21 protein-coding genes are annotated in these 25,633 nt (G+C 65.1%); 11 read left to right on the top strand and 10 right to left on the bottom strand.

The window, feature by feature from the left end; all coding sequences use genetic code 11:
- Positions 1-232: 232 nt before the first annotated feature.
- The gene (locus AC1RQP_RS21770; RefSeq protein ID WP_492938472.1) at positions 233-1,033 is read right to left on the bottom strand and encodes an SDR family NAD(P)-dependent oxidoreductase; all 801 of its coding nucleotides are present in this window, start codon (positions 1,031-1,033) and stop codon (positions 233-235) included.
- Between the two features lie 256 nt (positions 1,034-1,289).
- Between AC1RQP_RS21770 and AC1RQP_RS21765 the strand changes: the two genes are divergently transcribed.
- From AC1RQP_RS21765 to cyoD, 4 genes are read left to right on the top strand one after another with little or no spacing between them, the layout of a single operon-like run.
- Positions 1,290-2,123, top strand: a complete 834-nt coding sequence (locus AC1RQP_RS21765) for a cytochrome ubiquinol oxidase subunit II family protein (protein ID WP_492938471.1) — start codon at positions 1,290-1,292, stop codon at positions 2,121-2,123.
- Positions 2,113-4,113, top strand: a complete 2,001-nt coding sequence (cyoB, locus tag AC1RQP_RS21760) for a cytochrome o ubiquinol oxidase subunit I (RefSeq protein WP_492938727.1) — start codon at positions 2,113-2,115, stop codon at positions 4,111-4,113. Before AC1RQP_RS21765 ends, cyoB begins: the two co-directional genes overlap by 11 nt.
- On the top strand, positions 4,113-4,754 hold the full coding sequence (locus AC1RQP_RS21755; protein WP_492938470.1) for a cytochrome (ubi)quinol oxidase subunit III: 642 nt from the start codon (positions 4,113-4,115) through the stop codon (positions 4,752-4,754). The genes cyoB and AC1RQP_RS21755 overlap by 1 nt, the downstream gene beginning before the upstream one ends.
- Positions 4,751-5,137, top strand: a complete 387-nt coding sequence (cyoD, locus tag AC1RQP_RS21750) for a cytochrome o ubiquinol oxidase subunit IV (protein WP_440638318.1) — start codon at positions 4,751-4,753, stop codon at positions 5,135-5,137. Before AC1RQP_RS21755 ends, cyoD begins: the two co-directional genes overlap by 4 nt.
- Positions 5,138-5,456: 319 nt before the next feature.
- Here cyoD and AC1RQP_RS21745 read toward each other — a convergent pair whose 3' ends face one another.
- The gene (locus AC1RQP_RS21745; RefSeq protein WP_492938469.1) at positions 5,457-6,245 is read right to left on the bottom strand and encodes a thermonuclease family protein; all 789 of its coding nucleotides are present in this window, start codon (positions 6,243-6,245) and stop codon (positions 5,457-5,459) included.
- Between the two features lie 200 nt (positions 6,246-6,445).
- On the opposite strand from AC1RQP_RS21745, the gene AC1RQP_RS21740 reads away from it, so the two are divergent.
- From AC1RQP_RS21740 to AC1RQP_RS21730, 3 genes are all read left to right on the top strand, one after another.
- Positions 6,446-8,044: a GMC family oxidoreductase gene (locus tag AC1RQP_RS21740; protein ID WP_492938468.1), complete on the top strand. Its 1,599-nt coding sequence runs from the start codon at positions 6,446-6,448 to the stop codon at positions 8,042-8,044.
- A 223-nt stretch (positions 8,045-8,267) separates the two neighbouring features.
- On the top strand, positions 8,268-8,717 hold the full coding sequence (locus AC1RQP_RS21735; RefSeq protein ID WP_492938467.1) for a hypothetical protein: 450 nt from the start codon (positions 8,268-8,270) through the stop codon (positions 8,715-8,717).
- A gap of 91 nt (positions 8,718-8,808) precedes the next feature.
- On the top strand, positions 8,809-9,828 hold the full coding sequence (locus AC1RQP_RS21730; protein WP_492938466.1) for a S1C family serine protease: 1,020 nt from the start codon (positions 8,809-8,811) through the stop codon (positions 9,826-9,828).
- Between the two features lie 148 nt (positions 9,829-9,976).
- Here AC1RQP_RS21730 and AC1RQP_RS21725 read toward each other — a convergent pair whose 3' ends face one another.
- On the bottom strand, positions 9,977-13,453 hold the full coding sequence (locus AC1RQP_RS21725) for an indolepyruvate ferredoxin oxidoreductase family protein (RefSeq protein ID WP_492938465.1): 3,477 nt from the start codon (positions 13,451-13,453) through the stop codon (positions 9,977-9,979).
- 163 nt (positions 13,454-13,616) lie between these two features.
- On the opposite strand from AC1RQP_RS21725, the gene AC1RQP_RS21720 reads away from it, so the two are divergent.
- The 3 genes from AC1RQP_RS21720 (at position 13,617) to AC1RQP_RS21710 (ending at position 17,267) form a co-directional block, all read left to right on the top strand.
- A complete protein-coding gene (locus AC1RQP_RS21720) occupies positions 13,617-14,570 on the top strand; it encodes a hypothetical protein (RefSeq protein WP_492938464.1) in 954 nt (317 codons plus the stop codon).
- A 320-nt stretch (positions 14,571-14,890) separates the two neighbouring features.
- Complete coding sequence (locus tag AC1RQP_RS21715; protein ID WP_492938463.1) at positions 14,891-15,589, top strand: cysteine hydrolase family protein; 699 nt, start codon at positions 14,891-14,893, stop codon at positions 15,587-15,589.
- A gap of 10 nt (positions 15,590-15,599) precedes the next feature.
- On the top strand, positions 15,600-17,267 hold the full coding sequence (locus AC1RQP_RS21710; protein WP_492938462.1) for a regulator: 1,668 nt from the start codon (positions 15,600-15,602) through the stop codon (positions 17,265-17,267).
- Positions 17,268-17,319: 52 nt separating this feature from the next.
- Here the strand turns inward: AC1RQP_RS21710 and soxA are convergent, their stop codons facing one another.
- The 7 genes from soxA to AC1RQP_RS21675 all read right to left on the bottom strand — a co-directional run bounded on the left by soxA (position 17,320) and on the right by AC1RQP_RS21675 (position 23,564).
- A complete protein-coding gene (soxA, locus tag AC1RQP_RS21705) occupies positions 17,320-18,099 on the bottom strand; it encodes a sulfur oxidation c-type cytochrome SoxA (RefSeq protein WP_492938461.1) in 780 nt (259 codons plus the stop codon).
- Positions 18,096-18,413 carry a thiosulfate oxidation carrier complex protein SoxZ gene (soxZ, locus tag AC1RQP_RS21700; protein ID WP_239622095.1) on the bottom strand — a complete coding sequence of 106 codons (318 nt, stop codon included), beginning with the start codon at positions 18,411-18,413 and terminating at the stop codon, positions 18,096-18,098. The genes soxA and soxZ overlap by 4 nt, the downstream gene beginning before the upstream one ends.
- A complete protein-coding gene (locus AC1RQP_RS21695) occupies positions 18,413-18,880 on the bottom strand; it encodes a SoxY-related AACIE arm protein (RefSeq protein ID WP_492938460.1) in 468 nt (155 codons plus the stop codon). The genes soxZ and AC1RQP_RS21695 overlap by 1 nt, the downstream gene beginning before the upstream one ends.
- A 4-nt stretch (positions 18,881-18,884) precedes the next feature.
- Complete coding sequence (gene soxX, locus AC1RQP_RS21690) at positions 18,885-19,307, bottom strand: sulfur oxidation c-type cytochrome SoxX (RefSeq protein ID WP_492938726.1); 423 nt, start codon at positions 19,305-19,307, stop codon at positions 18,885-18,887.
- A 213-nt stretch (positions 19,308-19,520) separates the two neighbouring features.
- A complete protein-coding gene (locus AC1RQP_RS21685) occupies positions 19,521-20,792 on the bottom strand; it encodes an FCSD flavin-binding domain-containing protein (protein ID WP_492938459.1) in 1,272 nt (423 codons plus the stop codon).
- Positions 20,793-20,916: 124 nt separating this feature from the next.
- Positions 20,917-23,103: a xanthine dehydrogenase family protein molybdopterin-binding subunit gene (locus AC1RQP_RS21680; RefSeq protein ID WP_492938458.1), complete on the bottom strand. Its 2,187-nt coding sequence runs from the start codon at positions 23,101-23,103 to the stop codon at positions 20,917-20,919.
- 11 nt (positions 23,104-23,114) lie between these two features.
- A complete protein-coding gene (locus AC1RQP_RS21675) occupies positions 23,115-23,564 on the bottom strand; it encodes a (2Fe-2S)-binding protein (RefSeq protein ID WP_492938457.1) in 450 nt (149 codons plus the stop codon).
- 341 nt (positions 23,565-23,905) lie between these two features.
- On the opposite strand from AC1RQP_RS21675, the gene AC1RQP_RS21670 reads away from it, so the two are divergent.
- Complete coding sequence (locus AC1RQP_RS21670; protein WP_492938456.1) at positions 23,906-25,525, top strand: B12-binding domain-containing radical SAM protein; 1,620 nt, start codon at positions 23,906-23,908, stop codon at positions 25,523-25,525.
- Positions 25,526-25,633: the final 108 nt, after the last annotated feature.

Raw genomic sequence — 25,633 nt, 5'->3', positions numbered from 1 at the left:
TCTCCCCTTGCGAGCAGGGCAATCGCATATGAATTGCACGGTGACTGTCTGCAGGCTTGCTCCGCCTCTCCCGCTTGCGGGAGAGGCCGACGCGCTCGCAGAGCGCGGCGGGTGAGGGCTCTCGCCGCACAGGGAGGTCCTCTCAGTTATTCTCAATAATCCCTGCGCGGAGACACCCTCTCCCCGACCCTCCCCCGCAAGCGGGGGAGGGAGCCCACCGCACTCGCGGCTTCTAACCCCGCCGCACGCTTGCGCCGCCGTCCACCGGCAGCGTCACGCCGGTAATGAAGTTCGCCTCGTCGGACGCCAGAAACAGCGCGGCGTTGGCGACGTCCCATCCGGTGCCCATCTTCCTGCGCAACGGCACCTTGCTGTCGCGTTCGGATTCGACCTCGGCGCGGGTCTTGTGCCATTCGCGGGCGCGGGTGTCGACGGCCATCGGGGTGTTCATCAGGCCGGGCAGGATGACGTTGGCGCGGATGCCGTATTCCGCGTTCTGATAGGCGAGCTGTTCGGTGAAGGCGATCATCGCGGATTTGGTGGCCTTGTAGGCGACATAAGGATACGTCGTGATCGCGGCCATCGAGGAGATGTTGATGATGGCGCCGCTTCGTTGAGCGCGCATGATCGGGATCACTTCCTTCGCGGCGAGTATGCAGCTCTTCAGATTGATGGCGACGACGCGGTCGAACGCCTCCTCGGTCAGTTGCAGCAGCTCGGCGTCGCCGCCGGACAGGCTGACGCCGACATTGTTATGCAGCACGTCGACCCGGCCCCAGCGCGATTGCGCGTCGGCCACCATCGCCTTGATGTCGGCAGCCTTGGTCACGTCGGCCTTGAAGGCCGCGCCGGTGCCAAGTTTCGCGGTGATCATCGCCACCGTTTCCTGCGCCGACTCCAGATGATGGTCGACGCACAAGACCTTCGCGCCCTCGCGCGCGAAGGTGAGCGCGGTGGCGCGGCCGTTGCCCATGCCTTCGCCGGGACTTTGCCCGGCCCCGACGACGATCGCGACCTTGTCCTTCAAGCGCATCTCAGTTCACTCCCCGGCACGGGCACCATTCGTCCCATTATTTTCGTGCAGATTAGCAATCGCCCCGACCGGAGAGAAGGGCGTGGCTCCTGCGTGCATGTCATTGACATCACATGGAATTGCATGTTGCGGCCGGCCCGTCGCGCATGACTGAGCCTTGCGGTGCAGGAACCGTTCCGAGGTCGCAGCGTTTGCTGCCGGAGCCTTTCCCGCGCTAGGCTCGGTCCGGGGGCTCCCAACCGCCAGTGGCTTGCCGATGAATCTGCTCGATCCGCAAGGGCCCGTGGCTGCGGGCAACACCACCATCCTGGTCGATTCCGTCTTCATCATGCTCGTGATCGTGGTGCCCACCATCATCGCGATCCTCGGCTTTGCTTTCTGGTTTCGCGCCTCGAATCCGAGAGCGCGCTACCAGCCTGGCTTCGTCTATTCCGGCCGCGTCGAAATGGTGGTGTGGTCGATCCCTGCACTCACGGTCATCCTGCTCGGCGGTGTCGCCTGGATCGGTTCGCACCAGCTCGATCCGGCCGCGCCCGTGCCGGGCACCGGAAGCCCGGTGCGGATCCAGGCCGTGTCGCTCGACTGGAAATGGCTGTTCATCTATCCGGACCAGCGCATCGCCACCATCAACACGTTGACGGTGCCCGCGGGCGCCGAGCTGAATTTCCAGCTGACATCGTCGAGCGTGATGAACACGTTCTTCATCCCGCAGCTTGGCAGCATGATCTACACCATGAACGGCATGGTGACGAAGCTCAACCTGCGCGCCGACAATGAAGGCAAGCTCCAGGGCCTGTCCGCGCATTTCTCCGGCGACGGTTTCCCCGACATGATGTTCGACGTCAACGTCGTCTCGCCGCTCGCCTTTCCGGAATGGGTGGCGAATACCGCGAAGACGGATGCGGTGCTGAACGCGGACAGCTACAAGAAGCTGATGCAGCAGGGCATCGAGAAGGGCCGACCTGTCTACCGCCTGGACGATCCACGGCTGTTCGACCTGATCGCGACCCAGCACATTCCGCCGGGACCAGGGCCGGAGCTCGCATCCGAAGCAGGCCGGGCGCACAGTGGAGGCCATGATGCTCGGTAAGCTCGATTGGTCGGCCATTCCGTTTGATCAGCCGATTCCGCTCGTCGCCGGCGCGCTGGTGCTGGTCGCCATCCTCGGCGTCCTGACATGGGTCGTGGTGAAGGGACATCTGCCCTATCTCTGGAGCGAATGGATCACCAGCGTCGATCACAAACGCATCGGCGTCATGTACATCCTGCTCGCCTCGGTGATGCTGCTGCGCGGCGGCAGCGATGCCATCATGATGCGGATCCAGCAGGCGGTCGCCTATCAGTCGCAGGGCTATCTGCCGCCGGAGCACTACAACCAGATCTTCTCCGCGCACGGCACCATCATGATCTTCTTCGTGGCGATGCCGTTCGTGATCGGGCTGATGAACCTCGTCGTGCCGCTCCAGCTCGGCGTGCGCGACGTCGCATTTCCGACGCTCAATTCGGTCGGCTTCTGGCTGACCGCGACCGGCGCACTGCTGGTCAACGTCTCGCTCGTGGTCGGGGAGTTCGCGCGCACCGGCTGGCTCGCCTTTCCGCCGCTGTCGGGGCTGGCCTACTCGCCCGGCGTCGGCGTCGACTATTACGCCTGGTCGTTGCAGATCTCCGGCGTCGGGACGCTGGTCGCCGGTATCAATCTCGTCACGACCGTGCTGAAGCTGCGCACGAAGGGCATGAACTATTTGCGCATGCCGATGTTCTGCTGGACCACGCTGGCCTCGAACCTTCTCATCGTCGCGGCCTTTCCGATCCTCACCGCCACGCTCGCGATGCTCTTGCTCGACCGTTACCTCGGCTTCCACTTCTTCACCAACGAGGCCGGCGGCAACGTCATGATGTTCATGAACCTGATCTGGGCCTGGGGCCATCCCGAGGTGTACATCCTGGTGCTGCCAGCGTTCGGCATCTTCTCGGAGGTGGTCTCGACCTTCTCCGGCAAGGCGCTGTTCGGATATCGTTCCATGGTGCTCGCGACCATGGCAATCTGCGTCGTCTCGTTCATGGTCTGGCTGCACCATTTTTTCACGATGGGGGCGGGGCCCGACGTCAATGCCATCTTCGGCATCGCCAGCATGATCATTGCGATACCGACCGGCGTGAAGATCTACAACTGGCTGTTCACGATGTATGGCGGCCGCATCCGTTTTGCGACGCCGATGTTGTGGTCGGTCGGCTTCATGGTCACCTTCATCATCGGCGGATTGACGGGCGTCCTCGTCGCGGTGCCGCCGGCCGACTTCATGCTCCACAACAGCATGTTCCTGGTTGCGCACTTCCACAACGTCATCATCGGTGGCGTGCTGTTCGGCGCCTTCGCCGGCTTCGAATACTGGTTTCCGAAGGCGTTCGGTTTCCGCCTCGACGAGCGCTGGGGCAAGGCCGCGTTCTGGTTCACCTTCCTCGGCTTCTACGTCACCTTCATGCCGCTCTACATCGCCGGCATGCTCGGCATGACCCGTCGCCTGCAGCACTATGACGTCGCGGCCTGGCGGCCCTGGATGATCGTTGCAGCGTTCGGCATGGCCGTGCTGACCATCGGCGTGATCTGCCAGATCGTGCAGCTCGTGGTCAGCATCCGCAATCGCGAGGCGTTGCGCGATCGCACCGGCGATCCCTGGGACGGGCGCTCGCTGGAATGGGCGACCTCGTCGCCGCCGCCGGTGTTCAACTTCGCCTTCAATCCCGATGTGCGCGGCGAGGACGCCTATTGGGAGATGAAGGTCCACGCCCGGCAGCAATCGCTCGAGCACGAACGGCCTGAATATCAGGACATCGAGATGCCCCGCAATTCGCCGACCGGCTTCGTCTGCGCGTTCTTCGCCACCATCATGGGCTTCGCGCTGATCTGGCACATCTGGTGGATGGTGATCCTCGGCGGCATCGGCGCGTTCGCGACCTTCGTCGTGTTCGCCTGGCGCGACCATGACGAGTACGTCATTCCTGCCGAGGAGGTCGCCCGGATCGACCGCATCAACGTCGAGGAGCGGCGCGGCCTCGTCAGCATGGCGGGAGCGGTCTGATGGCGATGACCGCGACTGCCGACCACGCCCGGGCCGATCCCCATCACATCGGCGTCGTCATCGAGCATCCCGGGCCCGCGCCGAAGCGGATCGTGACCGCCTACGGCTTCTGGATCTTCCTGCTCTCCGACATCGTGATGTTCTCCTGCTTCTTCGCGGCCTATGCGGTGCTGTCCGGCCAGACTGCCGATGGCCCGAAGGGCTCGGAGATTTTTGAGCAGAAGACCGTCGCGATCGAGACGGTCTGCCTGCTGCTGTCGAGCTTCACCTGCGGCATGGCCAGCATCGCTGCCGATGTGCGCAACCGGTTCTGGTTCTATCTCGCCATGACCGTGACCTGCGTGCTCGGGCTGATATTTCTCGTGCTCGAGTTCCGCGAATTTGCCGATCTCATCGCGCGCGGCTACGGTCCGTCGCGCAGTGCGTTCCTGACCGCGTTCTTCTCGCTGGTCGGCTGCCACGGCCTGCATGTTTCCGCCGGCGTCCTGTGGCTTCTCACCATGATGGCCCAGGTGTTCGCAAAAGGCTTTCGCGCCGACATATTGCGCCGGATGATGTGCTTTGCGCTGTTCTGGCATGCGCTCGACATCATCTGGGTCGCGGTGTTCTCGGTCGTTTACCTGCTCGGGAGTGCACCATGAGTGAGCAGACGCATGGGATGGTCAAACACGACCTCGCACCGGGCGAGGAAGAGCAGCATAGTGTCGGCGCAAGGATCCTCGGTTACGTCGTCGGGCTCGTGCTCGCGCTGCTGCTTACGGCGACCTCGTTCTTCATCGCCGGCACCGATCTGGTCTGGCAGCCCTCGATTCCGGTCGCGCTGATCGTGCTTGCGATCGCACAGATGGGTGTGCATCTCGTGTTTTTCCTGCACATCACCACGGGGCCCGACAACACCAACAACGTGCTGGCGCTCGCCTTCGGGCTGCTGGTCGTCTTCCTCGTGGTGGGCGGGACGGTCTGGATCATGGCGCATCTCAACGCGAACATGCCGCCGATGGACCAGATCATGCGGATGCAGTGATCACGCGCAACGATCGCATCAGGGCGTCACGGTGCATCCGGAGCGCTGACGTTGCCGCGGCGTCGTCGCTCGTCCCGGGCACGACGCCTCGGCCTGCACGGCGGCGCACAGAAAAGAACGGCCGCTTGCTCGTGACAAGCGGCCAAGTCTAGGGAGGAAACGCCCGAGCAAAGACAATCGGGCCGAAGCCGGATTGTTGCCAAGGAAACGCTCGCGCAAGGCGCTCGCGTACGCATACACATGCAGCAACTGCCGATGAAATTCAATTCCGGATCAATACGGAGCCGGAATACTACTCACGGGTGCGGAACCCGCCCATTCATTTTGGCCGGCGGCAGTTATAGGCCTTGCGGAAGCCGGCGGCCTGGGCGTCGTCCTCCGAGCAGAACCAGCGGTCGGGTCTGGTGGTCGCGGGATAGCTCGGGCAGCCGCGCAGATGATAGATGCCGATATTGCCGGTGACGCGGGCGCGCACCGCAAGCTTGCCCTTGATGCTGCAGCTGGGCGGCATCGTCAGTTCCTCCGGGAACAGCACGGCGCGAATCTCCTTGTCGCGGTCGGGCCGGCAGGCGGCGCCCAGGAGTGTGCCGTCCTTCTTGCCGGCGCGAAAATCTTGCGGTGCAACAAAACAGCCCTTCCAGATCCCGGCGGCGGCTGTCTTGGCTTCGGCCGCGGCGGGCTTGACGTTGGCCTTGATCGGCTCCCGGGCGACGGCAAAGCCGAGCTTGACCAGCTGTTCGTTCAAGGTCGACTTGTCGCCCTCGGCCGTGCAGAGCGCCCGGTGTCGCTTGCCGAAGCTCTTTTCCGGACCGACGTCGTCGCAGCGCACCACGCGTCCCTTGATCAGCTTCGTGAGCTGATCGCGGGCCTCGATGCCGCAGGTCCAGGCATCGGCGTGATCGTCGATGCAGACCTGGTCCAGCTCGGGCGCATCGACGCCGTCCAGCCGATACGTCACGTCGCCAAGCTGGATGGAGTTGGCGTCGCGGGCCGTCGCGGCGCCGGTCAGCGCCGAGGCAGGGGAGGAGGTGCCCAGAAATCCGGACAAGGCGAAAAACGAAACGAGCGCAAAAGCGCGGGCGCTGGCAAAGTAATTTCGGAAGGACATACGGTCTCGCTATCGATGGCTCGTGCGTCTCGTTCCTAGCATCGGGATGTGGCGATACCAATGGTCTGCACCCCGCGAAGTGCGACATTCCGGCCTCGCGGCTTTACTCGGCCGTCGCTCTGACCCTATCGTTCGCCGGCGTCGCCGAGCGCGAAAGGCCGAATCGCCCGGGAAGCGGCGAGGGGGAGGAAAAGCTTGCGATGAAAGAGCCCGTGGACGTCCTGATCATCGGCGCCGGCGCGTCCGGCGCGGCGGTGGCGTGGTCGCTGGCCGAGACCAAGATGCACATCCTCTGCCTGGAGCAGGGCGGCTGGATGAATCCGGCGGAATATCCCAGCACCGGCCGGGATTGGGAGGCCAAATTCTACGGCGAGTGGTCGTCGAGCCCCAACGTCCGGGGCCGGCCCGAGGACTACCCGATCAACGACGACAACGCCCCGATCAAGGTCGTTAATTACAATGCGGTCGGCGGCTCGACCGTGATGTACACCGCGCACTGGCCGCGGCTGCATCCCTCCGATTTCAAGGTGAAGACGCTGGACGGCGTCGCCGACGACTGGCCAATCGATTACGACGCGCTGACCCCGTTCTTCGAAGAGAACGACCGCATGATGGGGACGTCCGGCCTGTCAGGCGATCCACTCTCGCCGCTGACGCATCCGCCGATGCCGCAACAGCCGCTCGGATTGTCCGGCGCCATCATCGGCAAGGCCATGAACAAGCTCGGCTGGCACTGGTGGCCGTCGGACACGACGGTCGCGACCATGGACTATGAGGGCCGGGCACGCTGCATCAATCTCGGCCATTGCACGCCGGCCTGCGCGCAAGGCGCAAAGTCCTCCACCGACATCACCTACTGGCCGCATGCGGTCCGCGCCGGCGTCGAGCTGCGCACCCATTGCCGCGTGCGGGAGATCCGCACCGACGAGAACGGCATGGCTTCGGGCGTCGTTTACTACGACAAGGAGGGCGTCGAGCAGTTTCAGCCCGCGCATGTCGTCATCATCGCCTGCAACGGCGTGGGCACGCCGCGCCTGCTTTTGAACTCGGCCTCGGGGCGCTTTCCGAACGGGCTTGCAAATTCGTCCGGCCTCGTCGGCAAGAACCTGATGTTCCATCCCTATGCTCAAATCTACGGATTTGTGAAGGAGCCGACCGACAGCAATCGCGCGCCGCCGACCTGCCTGTGGAGCAAGGAGTTTTACGACACTGACCTGTCGCGCGGCTTCGTGCGCGGCTACGGCATCCAGTTCGGCCGCGGCGCGGGGCCGGTGTTCGAGGCGGTCGCGAGCGAGCAAAAGGGCATTCTGCCATGGGGCGCCGACCATCATCGCGTATTCCGTAAGCTCAACGGTCATCGGCTCGCGGTGTCGGCAATCTGCGAGGATCTACCCGAGGAGCACAACCGCGTCACGCTCGATCCCGTGCTGAAGGACAGTCACGGCATCCCCGCGCCGAAGGTCGACTATACGATCAGCGAGAACAGCCGGAAAATGATGGAGCACGGGTTGGCGCGCGGCCGGGAGATTCTCGAGACCGCCGGCGCGACCGACATCTGCATCAACAATCCGATTCCCTGGGGCGGCTGGCATCTGCTCGGCACCGCGCGGATGGGCACCGACCCCGAACGTTCCGTGGTCAACGAATGGGGCCGCTCGCACGACGTGAAGAACCTCTTCATCGTCGACGGCAGCATCTTCGTCACCTCGGGCGGCGTGAATCCGACGTCGACCATTCAGGCCCTCGCGCTCTACATCGCCGACCAGATGAAGCAGCGCCTCGCCAATTTGTTCGATTGAGAATGATGATGTTCAGACCCAGCCACGCGCTCGCTGCACCTCTCCCGCTTGCGGGAGAGGTCGGCACGTCCGGGCGATGCGAAGCATCGTCCCGCGTGCCGGGTGAGGGCTCTCTCCTCTTGGGGAATCCCTCTGTCGAGATACCCTCTCCCCAACCCTCCCCCACAAGCGGGGGAGGGAGCGCACCGGCAACTTGGCCGCAACGTTTCGATGCGAGGACGCCATGACTGATCAGCTCACCCTCACGCCGCGGCAGCGCCAGGACTTGCGCACCATCGCTGCGATGATCATTCCGCCAAGCGAGGAATACCGCGTTCCGGGCGCCGATGACGACATCATCCAGGCCGACATCCTCGCAACGCTCGGCCGCGACACCAAACAGGTCGTGGCGGCGCTGGATCACCTGTCGCGGCTCGCCGGCATGCCGCTGGCCGATCTCGAGCACGCCGCGCGTGACGGCGTTGCCCAGCAGTTCCGCATCTCCGGCGGCGTCGCCGCCGCAACGCTCGTCCGCGTGGTGCTGCAATGCTACTACCGCGACGACCGCGTGCTCGGTTCGCTGGGGCTCGAGCTCCGCGCGCCGTTCCCCAAGGGCCATGTGCTTCCCGATGGCGACTGGTCACTGCTCGACCCGGTCAAGGCAAGAGGCGGCTCGCTGAGGCGAGCGCCCTAGCCATCTGGGCAGTCCAGCCCTGCGCTCCAGGCGCGCATCTTGCGCGGCAGGAAACAGGCCACCATCTGTGTGAGCCTCAAGGACTCTTGCCATGTTGGACTTCACCTCAGAGATCGTCGATGACGCGCCGTCATCGCGAACGACGACATCTGCCCCTGTCGACGACGGGGCCCTGCTGGACGCCTATTCCAATGCCGTGATCGACGTGACCGACCGTGTCGGTCCCGCGGTCGTGCGCGTCGAGACCGGGCCGAAGGTGCCGAACGGCCGCGAGCGCGGCGGGCTCGGCTCGGGTATCGTGATCTCGCCCGATGGGCTCGTCCTCACCAACAGCCATGTGGTCGGCAGTTCGAAGGAAATTCGGCTGCGCGACGTCGAGGGCCATGTCGGCGACGCGCAGGTGCTCGGCGTCGATCCCGACACCGATCTTGCGCTCCTGCGCGCCAACGGCGTGCGCCACTTGCCCTATGCCGCGCTGGGCAACTCCAAGAGCCTGCGCCGCGGCCAGCTGGTGATCGCGATCGGCAATCCGCTCGGCTTCGAATCGACCGTGACGGCCGGCGTCGTGTCGGCGCTCGGGCGCTCGATCCGCTCGGTGAGCGGGCGCACCATCGAGGACGTGATCCAGACCGATGCCGCGCTCAATCCCGGCAATTCGGGTGGGCCGCTGGTGTCGTCGAATGCCGAGGTGATCGGCATCAACACCGCCATCATCAACGGCGCGCAAGGCATCTGCTTTGCGGTCGCCAGCAACACCGCGCAATTCGTGCTGTCGGAGATCATCCGCCACGGCTATGTCCGTCGCGCCTATATCGGCGTTGCCGGCCAGACCGCGCCGGTCCCGCGGCGGCATGCGGTGCTGGCCGGCGTCGAGAACAAGATGGGCGCGCTCTTGATGCAGATCGAGCCGGATGGACCTGCGGCCAAGGCGGGCCTGTTGCCCGGCGACGTCGTGATCAGGCTCGACGGCGTCGAGATCAACGGCGTCGACGATCTGATCCGCGTGCTCGACCGCGACCGGATCGGCCGGCGGCTCGCCATGGACGTGCTGCGGCTCGGCCGCCTGCGGGCGATCGATATCGATCCGATCGAGCGCAAACCGGCGCGCTAGTCTAGCGCGGAGCAGTGGCGAGCACGTCTCCACAATCTCGTCATTGCGAGCGGAGCGAAGCAATCCAGAAATGTTCTGCGGCGACGGTCTGGATTGCTTCGTCGCAAGGGCTCCTCGCAATGACGAGTGGAGAGATTTGCGCTAGCTGCTACTCCGCCGCCGCGGCAAAGCGGCTGTTCTCGAGCTCCGCCTCAAGCCGCGCCGCCTCGGCCGCTGCCAGCCTGATACTGGCTTCCTTGACATGGCCGAAGCCGCGGACCGTCTCGGGCACGCGTGCAAGCCGCGCCAGCAGCGGGATCTGTGCCGCTTGCAGCCCGACGATCCGCTGATCGATCATCGCCAGATAATCCGCGATCAGCTTCCGCTCGGTCCGGCGCTCCTCGGTGCGGCCGAACGGATCGAGCAGGCCGCCGCGCAGGAACTTGAGCTTTGAGAGAATGCGGAAGGCATGGATCATCCAGCCGCCGAATTCCTGCTTCTGCAGATGTCCGGTCACCTTGTCGCGCTTTGCGAAGATCGGCGGGGCGAGGTGGTACTTCAGCGTGAAGTCCCCGTCGAACTTCTCCGACACCTTCCTGGCAAAGCTGCCGTCGGTGTAGAGCCGTGCGACCTCGTACTCATCCTTGTAGGACATCAGCTTGAACAGGTTCTTCGCGACGGCCTCGGTCAGCTCCGTCGATGCGGGCGAAACGGCGCTCTCCGCCTTGCGCACCTTGGCGACCGCCGCGAGATAGCGGTCGGCGTAGGCCTTGTCCTGATAGAAGGTCAGGAATTCGGCGCGGGTCGCGACGATATCGTCGAGCGATTTCGCCGGAGTGGATGCGCGGCTCTTGAATTGGAGCACGCTGCGCACCCGCGACATGTCGTGGGCGGCGAGGCGGCCCCAGGTGAAGGCGAGCTTGTTCATCTCGATCGCGGCGCCGTTGATCTCGATGGCGCGGAGCAAAGCCTCCAGCGACAGCGGGATCGCGCCCTTCTGGAAGGCGAAGCCGAGCATGAAGGGATTGGTCGCGATGCTGTCGCCCATCAGCGCGGCGGCAATGCCCGTGGCGTCGATGATGTCGAGGTTCTTGTCGCCGATCGCGTCGCGCAGCACGGTCTGCATCGTGCCCATCTCGAAATCGAGATCTGGGTTTTGCACGAAGCTCGCAGTCGGCTGCAGGTCGGCGTTGATGTAGGCCTTCGTCACGCCGCGCTCGGCGCGGCTGAGCGCGGTCGGGCCCGCGGAAACGATCATGTCGCAGCCGAGGATGACGTCGGCACCGCCGGTGGTGATGCGGACCGCGGAGATATCTTCCGGCTTCGGCGCGATGCGCACATGGCTCATCACCGCGCCGTTCTTCTGCGACAGGCCGGTGAAATCCAGCGCCGAGCAGCCGCGGCCGTCGACATGGGCGGCCATGCCGAGCAGCGCGCCGATGGTGATGACGCCGGTGCCGCCGATGCCGGTGACGAGGATGTTGTAGGGGCCGTCGAGCTCACGCGCCGGCGGCAGCGGCAGATCGGCGAACAATTGCCCGGAATCGACCGCCGAGGTCTTCATCCGCTTCAGCGTTCCGCCATGCACGGTGACAAAGCTCGGGCAAAAGCCCTCGACGCAGGAAAAGTCCTTGTTGCAGTTCGACTGGTCGATCTGGCGCTTGCGGCCGAACTCGGTCTCCAGCGGCTGCACCGAGACGCAATTGGAGGCCTGCGAGCAGTCACCGCAGCCTTCGCAGACGAGCTCGTTGATGAAGGCGCGCTTGGCGGGATCGGGATAGAGCCCGCGCTTGCGGCGGCGGCGCTTTTCGGCGGCGCAGGTCTGGTCGTAGACGATGACCGTGAGGCCCTTGATGTCGCGCAGCTCGCGCTGCACGGCATCGAGCTCGCGGCGGTGGTGGATGGTCGCGCCCTGCGGGAAGTAATTTCCTTGCGGGTATTTGCCCGGATCGTCGGAAACGATCGCGAGCCGCTTGACGCCTTCGGCCCAGACCTGGTGCGCGATCTGCGCGACATTGAAGGCGCCCTCGGCCGGCTGCCCGCCGGTCATGGCGACGGCATCGTTGTAGAGAATCTTGTAGGTGATGTTGATGCCGGCGGCGGAAGCGGCGCGGAGCGCCAGAAGACCGGAATGGGTATAGGTTCCGTCGCCGAGATTCTGGAAGATGTGCTGCTCGGTGGTGAAGGGCGATTGGCCGATCCAGTTCACGCCCTCGGCGCCCATATGCGAGATCAGGTCGGTCCGGCGGGTCGGCATGCTCAGGGCCATGCCGTGGCAGCCGATGCCGGCCATGGCGCGGCTCCCCTCCGGCACGCGCGTCGAGGTGTTGTGCGGGCAGCCCGAGCAGAAGAACGGCGTGCGTGCGAGCTTGATCTGCGTGCTGGTGGTGACGGGTTGGTCGAAAGCCTCGAGCCGGGCGAGGCGCTGCTCCAGCACCGGGCTGTGATGGCCGAGCTTGCGCAGCCGCGCCACCAGTGCGGCCGCGACGATGGTCGGTGTCAGTTCGCCCTCGCTTGGCAGCAGCGGCGCGCCGCGCTCGTCGCGCTTGCCCGTGACGGTCGGGCGCTTCGACGCGTCGATATTGTAGAGGATGCGCATCAGCTGGTCTTCGATGAAGCCTCGCTTCTCCTCGACCACCAGCACGTCCTGAAGACCTTCGGCGAAACGCCTGGCGCCGCTTTCCTCGAGCGGCCAGGTCAGCGCGACCTTGTAGATGCGCAAGCCCAGATCCTGCGCGTCCTTGTCCGTAATGCCCAAATCGGCGAGCGCCTGGCGCAGGTCGAGATAGGCCTTGCCGGTCGCGACGATGCCGAGCCGCGCCGGCTTGGAATCGAGCACGATGCGGTCGAACTGGTTGGCGCGGGCGAAGGCCTGCACCGCGGCCATCTTCGGTCCGAACAGGCGCTTCTCGGCTTCGAGCGGCGGATCGGGCCAGCGAATGTTGAGGCCGCCTGGCGGCATCTCGAAATCGTCTGGCAGCCTGATCTGGATGCGTTCGGGATCGCTATAGATCGACGCGGAGCTCTCCACGGTCTCGCTGATCGCCTTGAAACCGACCCAGCAGCCGGAGAAGCGCGACAGCGCAAAACCGTAGAGGCCGAGGTCGAGATAGTCCTGCAGCGTCGCGGGATTGATCACCGGGATCAGTGCCGCCGCGAACACCTGCTCGCTCTGATGCGCCAGCGTCGAGGACTGGCAGCCGTGGTCGTCGCCGGCAAGCGCGAGCACGCCGCCATTGAGCGAGGTGCCGGCTGCATTGGCGTGCTTGAGCGCATCGACCGAGCGGTCGACGCCGGGGCCCTTGCCGTACCAGATGCCGAACACGCCATCGACCTTGGCGCCGGGAAACAGGCCGACCTGCTGGCTGCCCCACACCGCGGTTGCCGCGAGGTCCTCGTTCAGGCCGGGCACGAAGGCGATGTCGTGCTGCTGGAGGTGCGACTTCGCCCGCCACAGCGCGTGGTCGTACATGCCGAGCGGGGAACCGCGATAGCCCGAGATGAAGCCGCCGGTGTTGAGCCCCTGGAGCCGGTCACGTTCGCGCTGCAACATGGGCAGTCGAACCAGAGCCTGCGTGCCGGACAGAAAGATCCGCTTCGATTCGAGCCGGTATTTATCGTCCAGCTCGACCTGCATCAGCGTCATTTCGGGAGTCCTTGTCTTTCATTCGGCGTGGAGTTTGCGCCGCGGGAGGGATTGCGGCGGCGCGACGCGAATTATGACAGTCAAGAGTATGTGTGGGCGAAGTCAATATCGCTGGCCGCATCTGTGGCGCTCCTGCTAGTCATGGCTGATTGTGGAGAACATCATGGCTGCAACAGCATTCGACATTGAGATCGCCGAGACCGCCGAAGCGCTGATCGGGCCGTGGCGCCGGCCGCGCCAGATGCTGCAAGCGCAAACCTACGACGCGCACGCCTCGATCCATGACGACGCAACCGCCCAGAAGCTCGGCTTCAAGGGCGGCACCATCGAAGGGCCGACCCATTTCAGCCAGTTCGCGCCGCTCGGCGAACGGCTATGGGGGCGTGCCTGGTTCGAGACGGGCTGCCTTTCCGCGCATTATCGCAGCGTCTGCTACGAAGGTGAGGAGGTGCAGGCGATCGTGTCGAAGCCATTGCCCGGCACGAGCCAGTGCCAGATTCAGATGGTCAAGCGCGATGGCACCGAGGTGCTGCGCGGCACGGCCTCGGCCGGCGATGCGCCGGTCGCGACCGCGCTCGAGACGCGCCTCGGCGAGCTCAAGCCGCTCACCGATCCCGTGATCCTGCGCGATGTGAAGGTGGCGCAGACCGGCAAGCGGCAGCCGGTGCGCATGGCCTTCGATCAGAACATGGGCGACCTCTATCCGTTCTCACTCCGGCAGAAGCTCGCCGTCATCACCGAGAACTCGCCCTACTACTCTGGCTCCGACAATCCCTGGGGCAGACCCATCATCCCGATGGAGATGCTGAGCGTGCTGTTCCAGTACCGCTCCAAGGACGATCCGCTGCCGGCCAAAGGCCCGGCTGTCGGCCTGTTCGCCGACCAGGAGATCCGCCTCGTGAAGGGCCCGCTCTTCGTTGGCGAAGAGTACGAAGTCGAGCGCGAAGTGGTCGCGCTCTCCGGCAGCCGCCGCACCGAGAGCGCCTGGGTGAAGACGCGCGTGTTCGACAGGGCGGGCGCGATGGTGGCGACCATGCTGCTGAACATGGCGACGCTGAAGGATTCCTATGCGCCGTATGAGGACGAGTATCGGCGGTTGTACGGGGCGGGGCGGTAGCGCCACTCCTGTCATTCCGGGGCGCGCATAGCGCGAACCCGGAATCCATTTCACCTCGCGTGCCGCCGCCCGATGGATTCCGGGCTCGACGCTTCGCGCCGCCCGGAACGACAGGGAAGAGAGTGCCACAGCCAGCTCATGCTTTAAGCAATTGCACGTCGCGAAACCGCCGCACAGGGAATAAGCAGCCGCCGACCGTGATCGTAACCTTCTGACTGCACAACGAATTCCCTCGCGATCGGCCGTTCTCCGCAATTGTACACAATGGCACGGCGCTTGCAGAACTCCTGGCCAAGAGAGTTCTCGCGGGGGTCTGCGTCATGTTGAACTCAGCCAAGCCGGCAAAGGGCGTCGTCAGCGCCGAGCCCGAGCCGATCACGCTCGACTGGCCCGCCACCGCGCTTCTCATCATCGACATGCAGCGGGACTTCATGGAGCCCGGTGGCTTCGGTGAAACGCTCGGCAACGACGTCAGCCAGCTTGCACGCGCGGTGAAGCCGATCGGCGCGGTGCTGACGGCGGCGCGCGAGAGCGGCATGCTGGTCGTCCACACGCGCGAGGGGCATCTGCCCGATCTCTCCGACGCGCCGCCGGCGAAGGTCGAACGCGGTGCGCCCAGCCTTCGCATTGGTGATCCCGGTCCGATGGGACGCATCCTCATTCGCGGTGAGGCCGGCCACGACATCATTTCCGAACTCTATCCGCTCGACAGCGAAATCGTGATCGACAAGCCGGGCAAGGGCGCCTTCTACGCCACCGAGCTCGGCGATGTCCTGGAGAAGCACGGTATCGAGAATCTCCTGGTGTGCGGCGTCACGACAGAAGTGTGCGTCAACACCACCGTGCGCGAGGCCAATGACCGCGGCTATCGCTGCGTCGTCATCTCCGACGGCTGCGCATCCTACTTCCCCGAGTTTCACGAGATGGGCCTGAAGATGATCAAGGCCCAGGGCGGCATCTTCGGCTGGGTCGCGAGCTCAGCCGCAGTCCTGGAGGCGATGAGGATTTCGACCACATAGGGGTATGACCATGAGCACATTGACGGGGACGGCAGGCAAATCTGAAATCGACAAGTCCGGGTTCAAGCCGGCGCTATGGACATCGGGCGACTGGAACGCGTTTTTCGGCTTCGGCACCAACATCCTCGTCAACATGCTGGTGCTCACGGGCCTGTTGCGCTTCGTGCTGAAGATGCCCGACAGCCTCGTGTTCGGCCGCATCCTGCCCGCCCTCGGGCTGATGATGTGCCTGTCCACCTTCTATTATGCGTATCTCGCGTACCGGCTGGCGCAGAAGACCGGCCGCAACGACGTCTGCGCGCTGCCCTCAGGCGTCAGCGTGCCGCACATGTTCATCGTCACCTTCGTGATCATGCTGCCGATCACGCTGAAGACCGGCGACCCGCTCAAGGGCTGGTCGGCGGGCCTCGTCTGGGTGTTCTTCCAGAGCTTCATTCTCATGATCGGCGGCTTCATCGCGCCGTTCATCCGCAGGATCACGCCGCGCGCAGCGCTGCTCGGCACGCTTGCCGGTGTCTCAGTCACCTTCATCTCGATGCGTCCGGCGCTCGAAATGTACATGACGCCGCAAATTGGTCTGGTCTGCTTCGCCATCATTCTGGTGAGCTGGTTCGGCGGGGTGAAGTACTGGCGCGGCATTCCCGCCGGTCTCGTCGCCATTGCCGTCGGCATGATCATCGCCTGGGGCTCGAACCTGTTCGGGCTCGGCCTTGGCGGCTTGAGCCTCAAAGGCGTTGGTGCTGCCTTCGCCAACTTCGGCTTCTCGGTGCCGATCCCGGCAATAGGCTATGTCTTCTCCGGCTTCGAGTTCCTCGGCATCATCCTCGTCACCGCCATTCCGTTCGGCATCTACGACCTCGTCGAGGCCATGGACAATGTCGAGAGCGCGGAAGCGGCCGGCGACGACTATCCGACCACGCGCGTGCTGACCGCTGACGGCGTCGTCAGCCTGATCGGCTGCCTGATGGGCAATCCCTTCATCAACGCCGTCTATATCGGCCACCCCGGCTGGAAGGCGATGGGCGGCCGGATCGGCTACTCGGCGGCGACCGGCATCATGGTGGTCGTGCTGTCCTGGTTCGGCATCATCTCTGTGCTGCTGGCCCTCGTGCCCGTCGTCGCGATCTCGCCGATCCTGCTCTATATCGGCATGCTGATCGGTGCGCAGGCGTTCCAGACCACGCCGGTCAAGCACGCGCCCGCCATCGTGCTGGCGCTGACGCCGCATCTTGCCGCCTGGGCCAAGCTCCAGATCGACACCATGCTCGGTTCGACCATGAATGCGGCGACAACCGTCGGCGGCTTGGCGGCCGACAAGGCCGATGCGGTCAAGGCCGCCGCGATTGCCGCGCTGCCGCAGCAGGGTGTATTCTATCATGGGCTTGAGGTGATGGGCGGCGGCTCCATCCTCGGCGGCCTCATTCTCGGCGCGATCGGAGTCTTCATCATCGAGCGGGATTTCGAGAAGGCGTCCGCCTTTGCGCTGGTCGGGGCTGTGCTGACTTATTTCGGCTTCATGCATGGCGAGGCCGTCGGCATCGGCGGCGGCTTTGGCGTGACGCCCGCGGTGGCCCTGGCCTATGCAGTAATGGCCGCCGGCCTGTTCGCCGCCGCCAAGCTCGGCGCCAGCGAGCCCTACGCCGCACATCCGGAGATGTCGGCCGCGCCGGCGGAGTAGGCGTGGCCTCAAGTCTCGCGGAACGGCCGGGCGGTGTCCCGGCCGGTTCCTTTCAGGGACGCACCGCCGGCGTCTCCATCGGCAGGCCACGCGCCCGCGACATCAGATAGAGCTCGAGCGCGACCAGCTCGGGTGAGCCGTAGTCATAGGCCTGGGCGCGGACGCCGGTCATGCAGCTCCGCAGCCGCCGCTCGAGCGATCCCAGCGTCTGCCATTCCAGGCGGTAGAGCGGATAGCCGGTCGGCTGTCCCTGCGTGATCGGCGCGCCCGCAAGGCGCTTGTCGAAATTGTCGTCATGGCAGTTGGTGCAAGCGAGGTTGAGCTGGCCCTCGCGCTGCATGAAGAGCGCGCGGCCCTGCGCGACAAAGGGCTGGGCTTGCGGATCGTCACCGGCCGTGATCTGGGTGCCCCGCGACTGGTGGGCGACGAAAGCGGACAATGCGAGCAGTTCGCGATCCTCGTAGGGCAGCGGCGTCGCCTGCTGATGATCGGCGCGGCAGAGATTGATCCGCTGATCGAGCGTGACGGGACGGCCGAGTGCCTTGTCGATGGCGGGGTAGCGCGCCGCGACGCCTTTCATGCTGCTGCGCGCATCGCCATGACAATCCGCGCAGGCCTTGTTGGCGCTGCCTGTCTTCTTCGCCCAGAGCGCTTCGCCGTCGAGCACGAACAGCATGCCGGGATTGGTGGTGTCGTCGTCCTGCATGGCGCGCGTGTCCGGGCCCATGAAAGTGTAGCCGGAGCGGCGTGCATCGGGCGGGATTTCACCGGCGAGCAGGGCAGGGGCTGCGGCGAACAAGGTTGCCACCGCTATCGCGCGCCAGGATATCATTCGACCGTGATCGATGCCGACGCCGTTGTCGAATAGCCGTTGTCGCCGATCCATTCGAACTCGAACTTGCCGCTGTCCTTCGCGACCGTGAAGAACGACAAATACGGGTTCGCCGCGATCGCCGGAAACAGATCGGCGCGAAAAATCTCCGTGCCGTTGTAGCGACATGCAAAGCTCGTGATGATGTCGCGCGGGACCAGCTTGCCGTCGGCGGTGTGGCGGAAGCCGGTCTCCATGATGTGCGAGGTCAGCGTGCGGATCTCGATGATGTCGCCGCGTTTGGCCTTTGCCGGAACGTTGATGAGGGCGGCCATCAGTTCGTCTCCTCGGTGCAGGCCGCCAACGTCACGACGACGTCGGCGGCAACCTGCCAGAACGTGTCGTCGGAGAGATGCGCGATCGCGACGACCTTCTGGGTATCGGCGAGCCGGATCCGGGTCGAGACCTGGGCTCGGCCGGAGGAGGGGCCGAGATAGAAATTGCCGATGTTCGGCTGCGGGTTCTTTTCGTTGAAGACGTGGATGCTCTTGACGTGGTCATCGGCCGTCATCGGGCTTGCAACGCTCACCGTCATCGGCACCGTGTTGCCGTTCTCGACCAGCGGCGGAATGTCGAGCTTCACCCTGCCGCTGCGAATCTGTGCTTCGCCGACGACGTTGCGGATCGCGGTGTTGAGCATTGCCGGCGTTGCCTCGACCGGCCGCAGCGTGACGATCGGGATCGTGCCGGCGACCGTCACGCCGCCGGCGAGGCCCAGGAATTGTCGTCGTGTGGTTGGCATGAACCTAGTCCCGAAGCGTTGCAAGAAAAGCCACGATGTCCTCGATCTCCGCAGCCGACAATATCGGCTTGCCGGCGAAGTTGCGTCCGACGCGGACGAGGCCGTCGGCGCGATAGTAGGACGGCATGATGGTCTGCGGGTTGAAGCGCGAGGCATCGACCAGTCGAAGCCGCAACTGGCTCACCGACCACCGGTTCCCGGCGCCGGTGAGATCAGGCGCGAGATCACCCTGGAACCGCGTTTCCGGAAATGGGCCGGAATGGCAGAGAATGCAGGTCGTGGTGCGCGCCAGCACCAGAGCGCGGCCGCGCGCGGCATCGCCGAGGGAGCCTGTGAGCGAGGCCGGAATGCCGTCGTTGACGATTGTGTAGGGCAAGAGTTCGTTTGTTTCGGCAGGCGAGGCGAAGGCGAGGCTCGCTACGATGATTGCCGCAGTTGCAGATATCGGATGGGGTGCATGATGTCGTCGCGAACTCCACTTACCTCTCCCGCTTGCGGGAGAGGTCGGCGCGCAGCGGCGGGTGAGGGCTCTTTCCTCTTGGGGATTCTTGATTGTGGAGACACCCTCTCCCCAACCCTCCCCCGCAGGCGGGGGAGGGAGCGCACCTTGTTCGTGGCGAGTGCTTCGTCTCGTCATATCCTAGCCAAAACAATCCGCCGTGATGGCCTGAAACCAGCGCTCGGCTTCAGTCGCCTCGCGCGCGCGCAATTCGCGCGGCGCGTCGACCGGGCTGGTCGCGCCGCCCTCGACCTCGGCGAAGATGTCGCCCCTAGGCTGGTAGTTGCCGGCGAGCGAGAAACCGTAGCCGGGCGCGACGGTGCTGTAGCAGACCCCTGTGAGTCGTGGCGCCTCCGGTGTGCGACCCGAGAGCAGGCTGACGATCGCGGCGGCGCCGGCCTTGCCCTGCGCGCTTGCAGCGGAGGCCGATTTTGGGATGCCGCCACCAAGGCAGGCGTCGCCGATGACGTGGACGTTCGGGACGAGTTTCGACTCGAACGTGACAGGATCGATCGGGCACCAGCCGGTGGCATCGGCAACACCCGCGAGCCCGGCGATGCGGCCGGCGCGCTGCGGTGGGATGATGTTGGCGACATCAGGGGTGTAGTTGCCGAATTCGGTGACGATGGTCTTGGTCGCGGCATCGATTGAGGTGACGCGGCCGCCTTGCGACAGTGCGACGCGTTCGACCATGTCGCCATAGAGCTCCTTCCATGCCTGTTCGAACAGCCGCTGCAGGGAGAAAGTGTCCTTGGCATCGAGGATCAGAACTTTCGAGCGCGGCTTCTTCGTCTTCAGGTAATGCGCGATCAAGCCTGCGCGCTCGTAAGGCGCGGGCGGGCAACGAGAGGGATTGGCCGGGATTGCAATGGCGACGGTGCCACCGTCCGGCATTACTTCGAGTTGCCTGCGCAGCAAACGCGTTTGCGCGCCGGCCTTCCAGGCGTGCGGCATCGTCTCCGATGCGGCCTCGTCGTAGCCGGGCAGGGCTTCGAGATGGAAGTCGATGCCGGGCGAGAGCACGAGCCGGTCATAGCCAAACGCGGTGCCATCGCCCGTGGTCACGCGACGCTTTTGCGCGTCGATGGCCGTTGCAGCCTGGGCGACGACGGTGATGCCGGCGGCGGCGAGCCTGTCATAGCCGAACTGCTGCGCCTCGATCTCGCGCAGGCCCGCGATCACCTCGTTGCTGAAGGGGCAGGAGATGTAGGTCTTGTTCGGCTCGATCAGGGTGACCTGCAATCTGGCGTCGGCGCGCTTGAGCGCGCGGGCGCAAGCCGCGCCGCCAAAGCCGCCGCCGACCACGACGACGCGGCCCGCCGGTTGCGCGCGCAGGATCGAAGGTGCGGCGAGCGATGTGGCCGCGACGGCGATGCCGAGGACGGCATTCCGCCGTGTCACCGGCGTATTCATGAGGCTTGTCCGGAAAATGCTGCGGCGGCCGGCATGGCCGCCGCGAGTCGTTGTTTGAGCATGCTTTTCCGGAAAACCGCTTCGCACTTTGCGCTAACGCGGCCCTTCGGGTCCGGATCATGCTTTACGCGAAGGTGATGTTCTGGTCCCGCAGCGGCACCGAGCGGATGCGCTTGCCGGTCGCGGCGAAGTACGCATTGAGCACGGCCGGCGCCGCGACGCCGATGGTCGGCTCGCCGACACCGCCCCAGAACCCGCCGCTCGGCACCATCACCGATTCCACCTTCGGCATCTCGTTGATGCGCATCGAGTTGTAGGTGTCGAAGTTGGTCTGCTCGATCTTGCCGTCCTTGACGGTGCAGCCGCCATAGAACAGCGCGGAGAGGCCATAGACGAAAGAGCCCGCGATCTGCCGCTCCACCTGCGCCGGATTGACGATGTAGCCGGGATCGGTGGAGGCGACGATGCGATGCACCTTGATCTTGCTGCCGTCGGTCACCGAGATCTCGGCGGCGCCGGCGACATAGCTGCCGTAGCCCATGACCTGCGCGATGCCGCGATAGACGCCCTGCGGCGCCGGCGTGTCCCAGCCGATCTTCTCGGCCACGGCATTGAGCACCGCGAGGTGCTTGGGGTGATTGCCCATCAGCTTGCGACGGAATTCGAGCGGGTCCTGGCCTGCGGCCTGAGCCAGCTCGTCCATGAAACATTCCATGTAGATCGCATTGTGATTGACGTTGACGCCGCGCCAGAAGCCCGGCGGAACGTGCGGGTTGCGCATCGCATGCTCGATCAACAGGTTCGGCACCGAATAGCCGAACGCGGCGTCTCCGGACTGGGCGACGCCCTGGAACGCGACGGGATCCATGCCGTTCTGCAGCGCTTCGGGGCGAAGCGAGAACAGGATCGACTGGCCGGACAGGCGGTAGTGCAGCGCGATCAGATTGTTGTCGGCATCGAACGCGCCGGTCATCTTGCACTGGGTGATCGGGTGATACCTGCCCTGCGCCATGTCCTCTTCGCGCGACCACAACAGCTTGATCGGCGTGCCCGGCATCTGCTTGGCGATCATCACCGCCTGGCGCACATAGTCGGTCTGACCGCGCCGGCCGAAGCCGCCGCCTGGCATCACCTTGTGCACGTCGCACTTCTCGGCCGGCAGGCCGGAAGCCTCCAGCACGGCAGCAAAGGCCGCCTCGCCATTCTGCGTGCCGCACCAGACCTCGCATTTGTCCGCCGTGTAGATCGCGGTGGCGTTCATCGGCTCCATGGTGGCGTGGTTCTGGTAGGGATAGCTGTAGACGGCCTCGACCTTTTTCGCGGCGCCGGCGATCGCCGCCTTGGCGTCGCCGTTCTTGTTGCCGACATAGGCCGGCTGCGCGTCGTCGAGCCCCTCGGCCAGCCACTTCGCAATCGACGCACTGGAGACCTTGGCATTGTCGCCCTCGTCCCAGACGATCGGCAACGCCTCCAGCGCGGTCTTGGCGTGCCACCAGGTGTCGGCGACGACGGCGACTGCGGTGTCGCCGACCTTGACCACCTTCTTGACGCCTTTCATGCCGGCGATCTTGGCTTCGTCGAAGCTCTTCAGCTTGCCCCCGAACACGGGGCAGTCCTTGATCGCGGCGTTCAGCATGCCCGGCAGCTTGACGTCGATGCCGTAGATCATGGCGCCGGTGGTCTTGTCGACGGTGTCGAGCCGCTTCACGCCCTTGCCGATCAGCTTCCAGTCCTTCGGATCCTTCAGCTTGACGTCCGCTGGCGGCGTCAGCTTCGCCGCAGCCTCGGCGACCTTGCCGTAGCTCGTGGTCCGGCCCGAGCGTGTATGGGTGATGACGCTGTTCGCGGCCGTGCATTCGGAGGCCGGCACCTTCCACGCATCGGCGGCCGCCTGGATCAGCATCACGCGCGCGGTGGCGCCGCCCTTGCGGACATAGTCCTGCGAAGAACGGATGCCGCGGCTGCCGCCGGTCGAGAAATCGCCCCAGACGCGCTTGCGCGCGACGCTCTGGCCCGGGGTCGGATATTCGGTCGTGACCTTGGTCCAGTCGCATTCGAGCTCCTCGGCGACGAGCTGGGCGAGACCGGTGAGCGAGCCCTGGCCCATCTCGGAGCGGGCGATGCGGATCACCACGGTGTCGTCGGGCCTGACCACGACCCAGGCGCCGATCTCGGGCGAGCCGTCGGCGGCGCGCACCACGGCGGGGCCGCCGAAGGGAATGTCGAGGCCGATTGCAAGGCCCGCGCCGGCAGCAGCGCTGCCGATGACGAAGGCACGACGGTTCATCTTGGGAGAGACGTGCTTGTTCATGGGGCGGCTCCTTACGCGCTTGCGATCGTGTGGATCGCCTCGCGCACCTGCTGGAAGGTGCCGCAGCGGCAGATGTTGGTGATGGCCTCGTCGATGTCGGCGTCGGTCGGCTTCGGCTTCTCGTTCAGCAGCGCCGCGACCGCCATGATCATGCCGCTCTGGCAATAGCCGCATTGCGGCACGTCCTGGGCGATCCAGGCCTCCTGCACCTTGTGCAGCGTGTCGCCCGAGGCGAGCCCCTCGATCGTGGTGATCTTCTTGCCCTCGGCCTCGCTGACCGAGATCCCGCAGGAGCGCATCGCCACGCCGTCGATGTGAACCGTGCAGGCGCCGCATTGTGCGATGCCGCAGCCGTATTTTGTGCCGGTCAGGCCGGCATTCTCGCGGATCGCCCAGAGCAGCGGCGTATCCGGCTCGACGTCGAGAGTGAAGGGTTTTCCGTTGATTGTTAGGTTTGCCATCGCAAGTCCCCTGATTGGCCCAATCCACCGATTGAACTCAGGGGCGCAATCTGTCCGGCAAACTGGAACTGTTCAAATCAACACTCCGAGGGCTAGCCGGGATGCATTGCCGGGCCGCGCGAGAGTATGGACCGCGGCGCTGTTTTGCCTCATCCCTTCATCAATCGATTCGGGTTGACGTCTCCTCCATGGGCGCCAATCCGCGGCTTCAGGCGACGACCGGCCGTCAAGGCCGGTTCCAGGCCCGGGTCGCGCCCCGCGCAGCGGCGACAGTTTGTCCCTTTTGCCGGGATGCAAGACGCCTGCGCTCTGGTACACTGGGCCGAAGCAATAGGAGTTCCATGAACGTGCCGAGTCCCTGCAACGTGCTGATGCTCTACCCGCTGTTCTCGGCAGAGTCCTTCTGGAGCTTTGGCGAATCCTGCAAAGTGATGGGCGTCAAGCGCCCTGCCGCCCCCTTGGGCCTGATCACCGTTGCCGCGATGTTGCCTGAGAGCTGGACGGTCCGGCTGATCGATTGCAACACGGCGCCGCTCGGCGACGACGATCTCGCCTGGGCCGACGTCGTCTTCACCGGCGGAATGATGCCGCAGCAGGCCGACACGCTGCGCCTGATCGAGCTCTGCCGCGCGGCTGGCAAGCCGGTGGTGGTCGGCGGTCCCGATCCCACCTCGAGCCCCCACCTCTATGAGCGGGCCGACTTCCGGGTGCTCGGCGAGGCCGAGAGCGTCATCGACGAATTCATCGCGGCCTGGGAAAGCGGCGCGCGATCCGGCGTCTTCACCGCGCCGAAATTCCAGGCCGACGTCACCAAGACGCCGGTGCCGCGGTTCGACCTGCTCAAGTTCGAGGACTATCTCTATCTCGGTGTGCAGTATTCGCGCGGCTGTCCCTTCACCTGCGAATTCTGCGACATCATCGAACTCTACGGGCGCGTGCCGCGGACCAAGACGGTCGAGCAGATGTTCGTCGAGCTCGAGACGCTCTACGGGATGGGCTACCGCGGCCATCTCGACTTCGTCGACGACAATTTCATCGGCAACAAGAAGTCGCTGCGGCAATTCCTGCCAAGGCTCGCCGAATGGCAGCGCACGCACGGCTATCCCTTCGAATTCTCCACGGAAGCCTCGGTCAACCTCGCCGACGATCCGGAGCTGCTGGAGCTGATGGGGGCGGCCAATTTCTTCGGCATCTTCGTCGGCATCGAAAGTCCGGACCCGGCGACGCTGGTCGCGATGCGGAAGAAGCAGAACACGCGGCGCAACATCGCCGAGAGCATCCACAAGATCTACGCCGCCGGCATGCTCGTCACCGCGGGCTTCATCGTCGGCTTCGACAACGAGAAGGTCTCGATGGCGGAGGCCATGATCGAATTCATCGAGGAGGCGGCGATTCCCGTCGCCATGGTCGGCCTGCTCTATGCCTTGCCGAACACGCAGCTCACGCGCCGCCTCGAGCGCGAAGGCCGGCTGCATCCGGGCCACGATGTGGCGCCGACAATCGGCGCCGATCAGTGCACGGCCGGCATCAATTTCGATCCGGTCCGCCCGTTGCGCGACATCCTGCTGGATTACAGGCGGGTGCTGGAGCACACCTACAGCCCGGCGGCCTATGCAGGACGCGTCGACCGCCTGATGACGCTGCTCGACCGATCCAGGCAGCGTCCCGAGCTGGCCGAAGGAGATATCCGCGCCAAGCTCGGGGCGATGGAGACGGTGCACAAGGTGGTCTCCGCCCTTCCCGAGGCACGCGGGCCGCTCTGGCAGACCTTCATGAATTGCGCCAAGCGTGACACCTCGTCCGCACGCATCGCCGTGCAGATGATCGCGGCCTACGCGCATCTCGGACCGTTCTCGCGCAAGGTGATCGCTGCCATCGATGAGCGCCTGGCCGCGCTGGACGAGCACATGCCTCATCCCGTCGTGGCCGCGGAGGCGACCGAGGTTCGACATCTGGCCTGACTCCGGAGAGCCGATGGGGATCGCCGGGACGCTTGATGCGCCGCCCGGCGGGCCTTCCGGCAATCAAAGTGGCTGCCATGTGTGAGATCCCGGCTTGACAGCCGAACA

This window comes from Bradyrhizobium sp. GW821-FHT13H06 (genome assembly GCF_058803975.1).
Note: the sequence above shows the minus strand (reverse complement) of the source record. Positions and strands in the feature narration are given on the sequence as shown.

Bases quoted from the DNA above. Each gene is read 5' to 3' on its own strand.
- AC1RQP_RS21670 (WP_492938456.1), top strand. From the start codon at position 23,906: ATGAACGTGCCGAGTCCCTGCAACGTGCTGATGCTCTACCCGCTGTTC.
- AC1RQP_RS21710 (WP_492938462.1), top strand. From the start codon at position 15,600: ATGAGCACATTGACGGGGACGGCAGGCAAATCTGAAATCGACAAGTCC.
- AC1RQP_RS21715 (WP_492938463.1), top strand. From the start codon at position 14,891: ATGTTGAACTCAGCCAAGCCGGCAAAGGGCGTCGTCAGCGCCGAGCCC.
- AC1RQP_RS21755 (WP_492938470.1), top strand. From the start codon at position 4,113: ATGGCGATGACCGCGACTGCCGACCACGCCCGGGCCGATCCCCATCAC.
- AC1RQP_RS21685 (WP_492938459.1), bottom strand. From the start codon at position 20,792: ATGAATACGCCGGTGACACGGCGGAATGCCGTCCTCGGCATCGCCGTC.
- cyoB (WP_492938727.1), top strand. From the start codon at position 2,113: ATGCTCGGTAAGCTCGATTGGTCGGCCATTCCGTTTGATCAGCCGATT.
- soxA (WP_492938461.1), bottom strand. From the start codon at position 18,099: ATGATATCCTGGCGCGCGATAGCGGTGGCAACCTTGTTCGCCGCAGCC.
- cyoD (WP_440638318.1), top strand. From the start codon at position 4,751: ATGAGTGAGCAGACGCATGGGATGGTCAAACACGACCTCGCACCGGGC.
- AC1RQP_RS21730 (WP_492938466.1), top strand. From the start codon at position 8,809: ATGTTGGACTTCACCTCAGAGATCGTCGATGACGCGCCGTCATCGCGA.
- AC1RQP_RS21695 (WP_492938460.1), bottom strand. From the start codon at position 18,880: ATGCCAACCACACGACGACAATTCCTGGGCCTCGCCGGCGGCGTGACG.
- AC1RQP_RS21680 (WP_492938458.1), bottom strand. From the start codon at position 23,103: ATGAACAAGCACGTCTCTCCCAAGATGAACCGTCGTGCCTTCGTCATC.
- soxZ (WP_239622095.1), bottom strand. From the start codon at position 18,413: ATGGCCGCCCTCATCAACGTTCCGGCAAAGGCCAAACGCGGCGACATC.
- AC1RQP_RS21720 (WP_492938464.1), top strand. From the start codon at position 13,617: ATGGCTGCAACAGCATTCGACATTGAGATCGCCGAGACCGCCGAAGCG.
- AC1RQP_RS21735 (WP_492938467.1), top strand. From the start codon at position 8,268: ATGACTGATCAGCTCACCCTCACGCCGCGGCAGCGCCAGGACTTGCGC.
- AC1RQP_RS21675 (WP_492938457.1), bottom strand. From the start codon at position 23,564: ATGGCAAACCTAACAATCAACGGAAAACCCTTCACTCTCGACGTCGAG.
- AC1RQP_RS21745 (WP_492938469.1), bottom strand. From the start codon at position 6,245: ATGTCCTTCCGAAATTACTTTGCCAGCGCCCGCGCTTTTGCGCTCGTT.
- AC1RQP_RS21765 (WP_492938471.1), top strand. From the start codon at position 1,290: ATGAATCTGCTCGATCCGCAAGGGCCCGTGGCTGCGGGCAACACCACC.
- AC1RQP_RS21740 (WP_492938468.1), top strand. From the start codon at position 6,446: ATGAAAGAGCCCGTGGACGTCCTGATCATCGGCGCCGGCGCGTCCGGC.
- AC1RQP_RS21770 (WP_492938472.1), bottom strand. From the start codon at position 1,033: ATGCGCTTGAAGGACAAGGTCGCGATCGTCGTCGGGGCCGGGCAAAGT.
- AC1RQP_RS21725 (WP_492938465.1), bottom strand. From the start codon at position 13,453: ATGACGCTGATGCAGGTCGAGCTGGACGATAAATACCGGCTCGAATCG.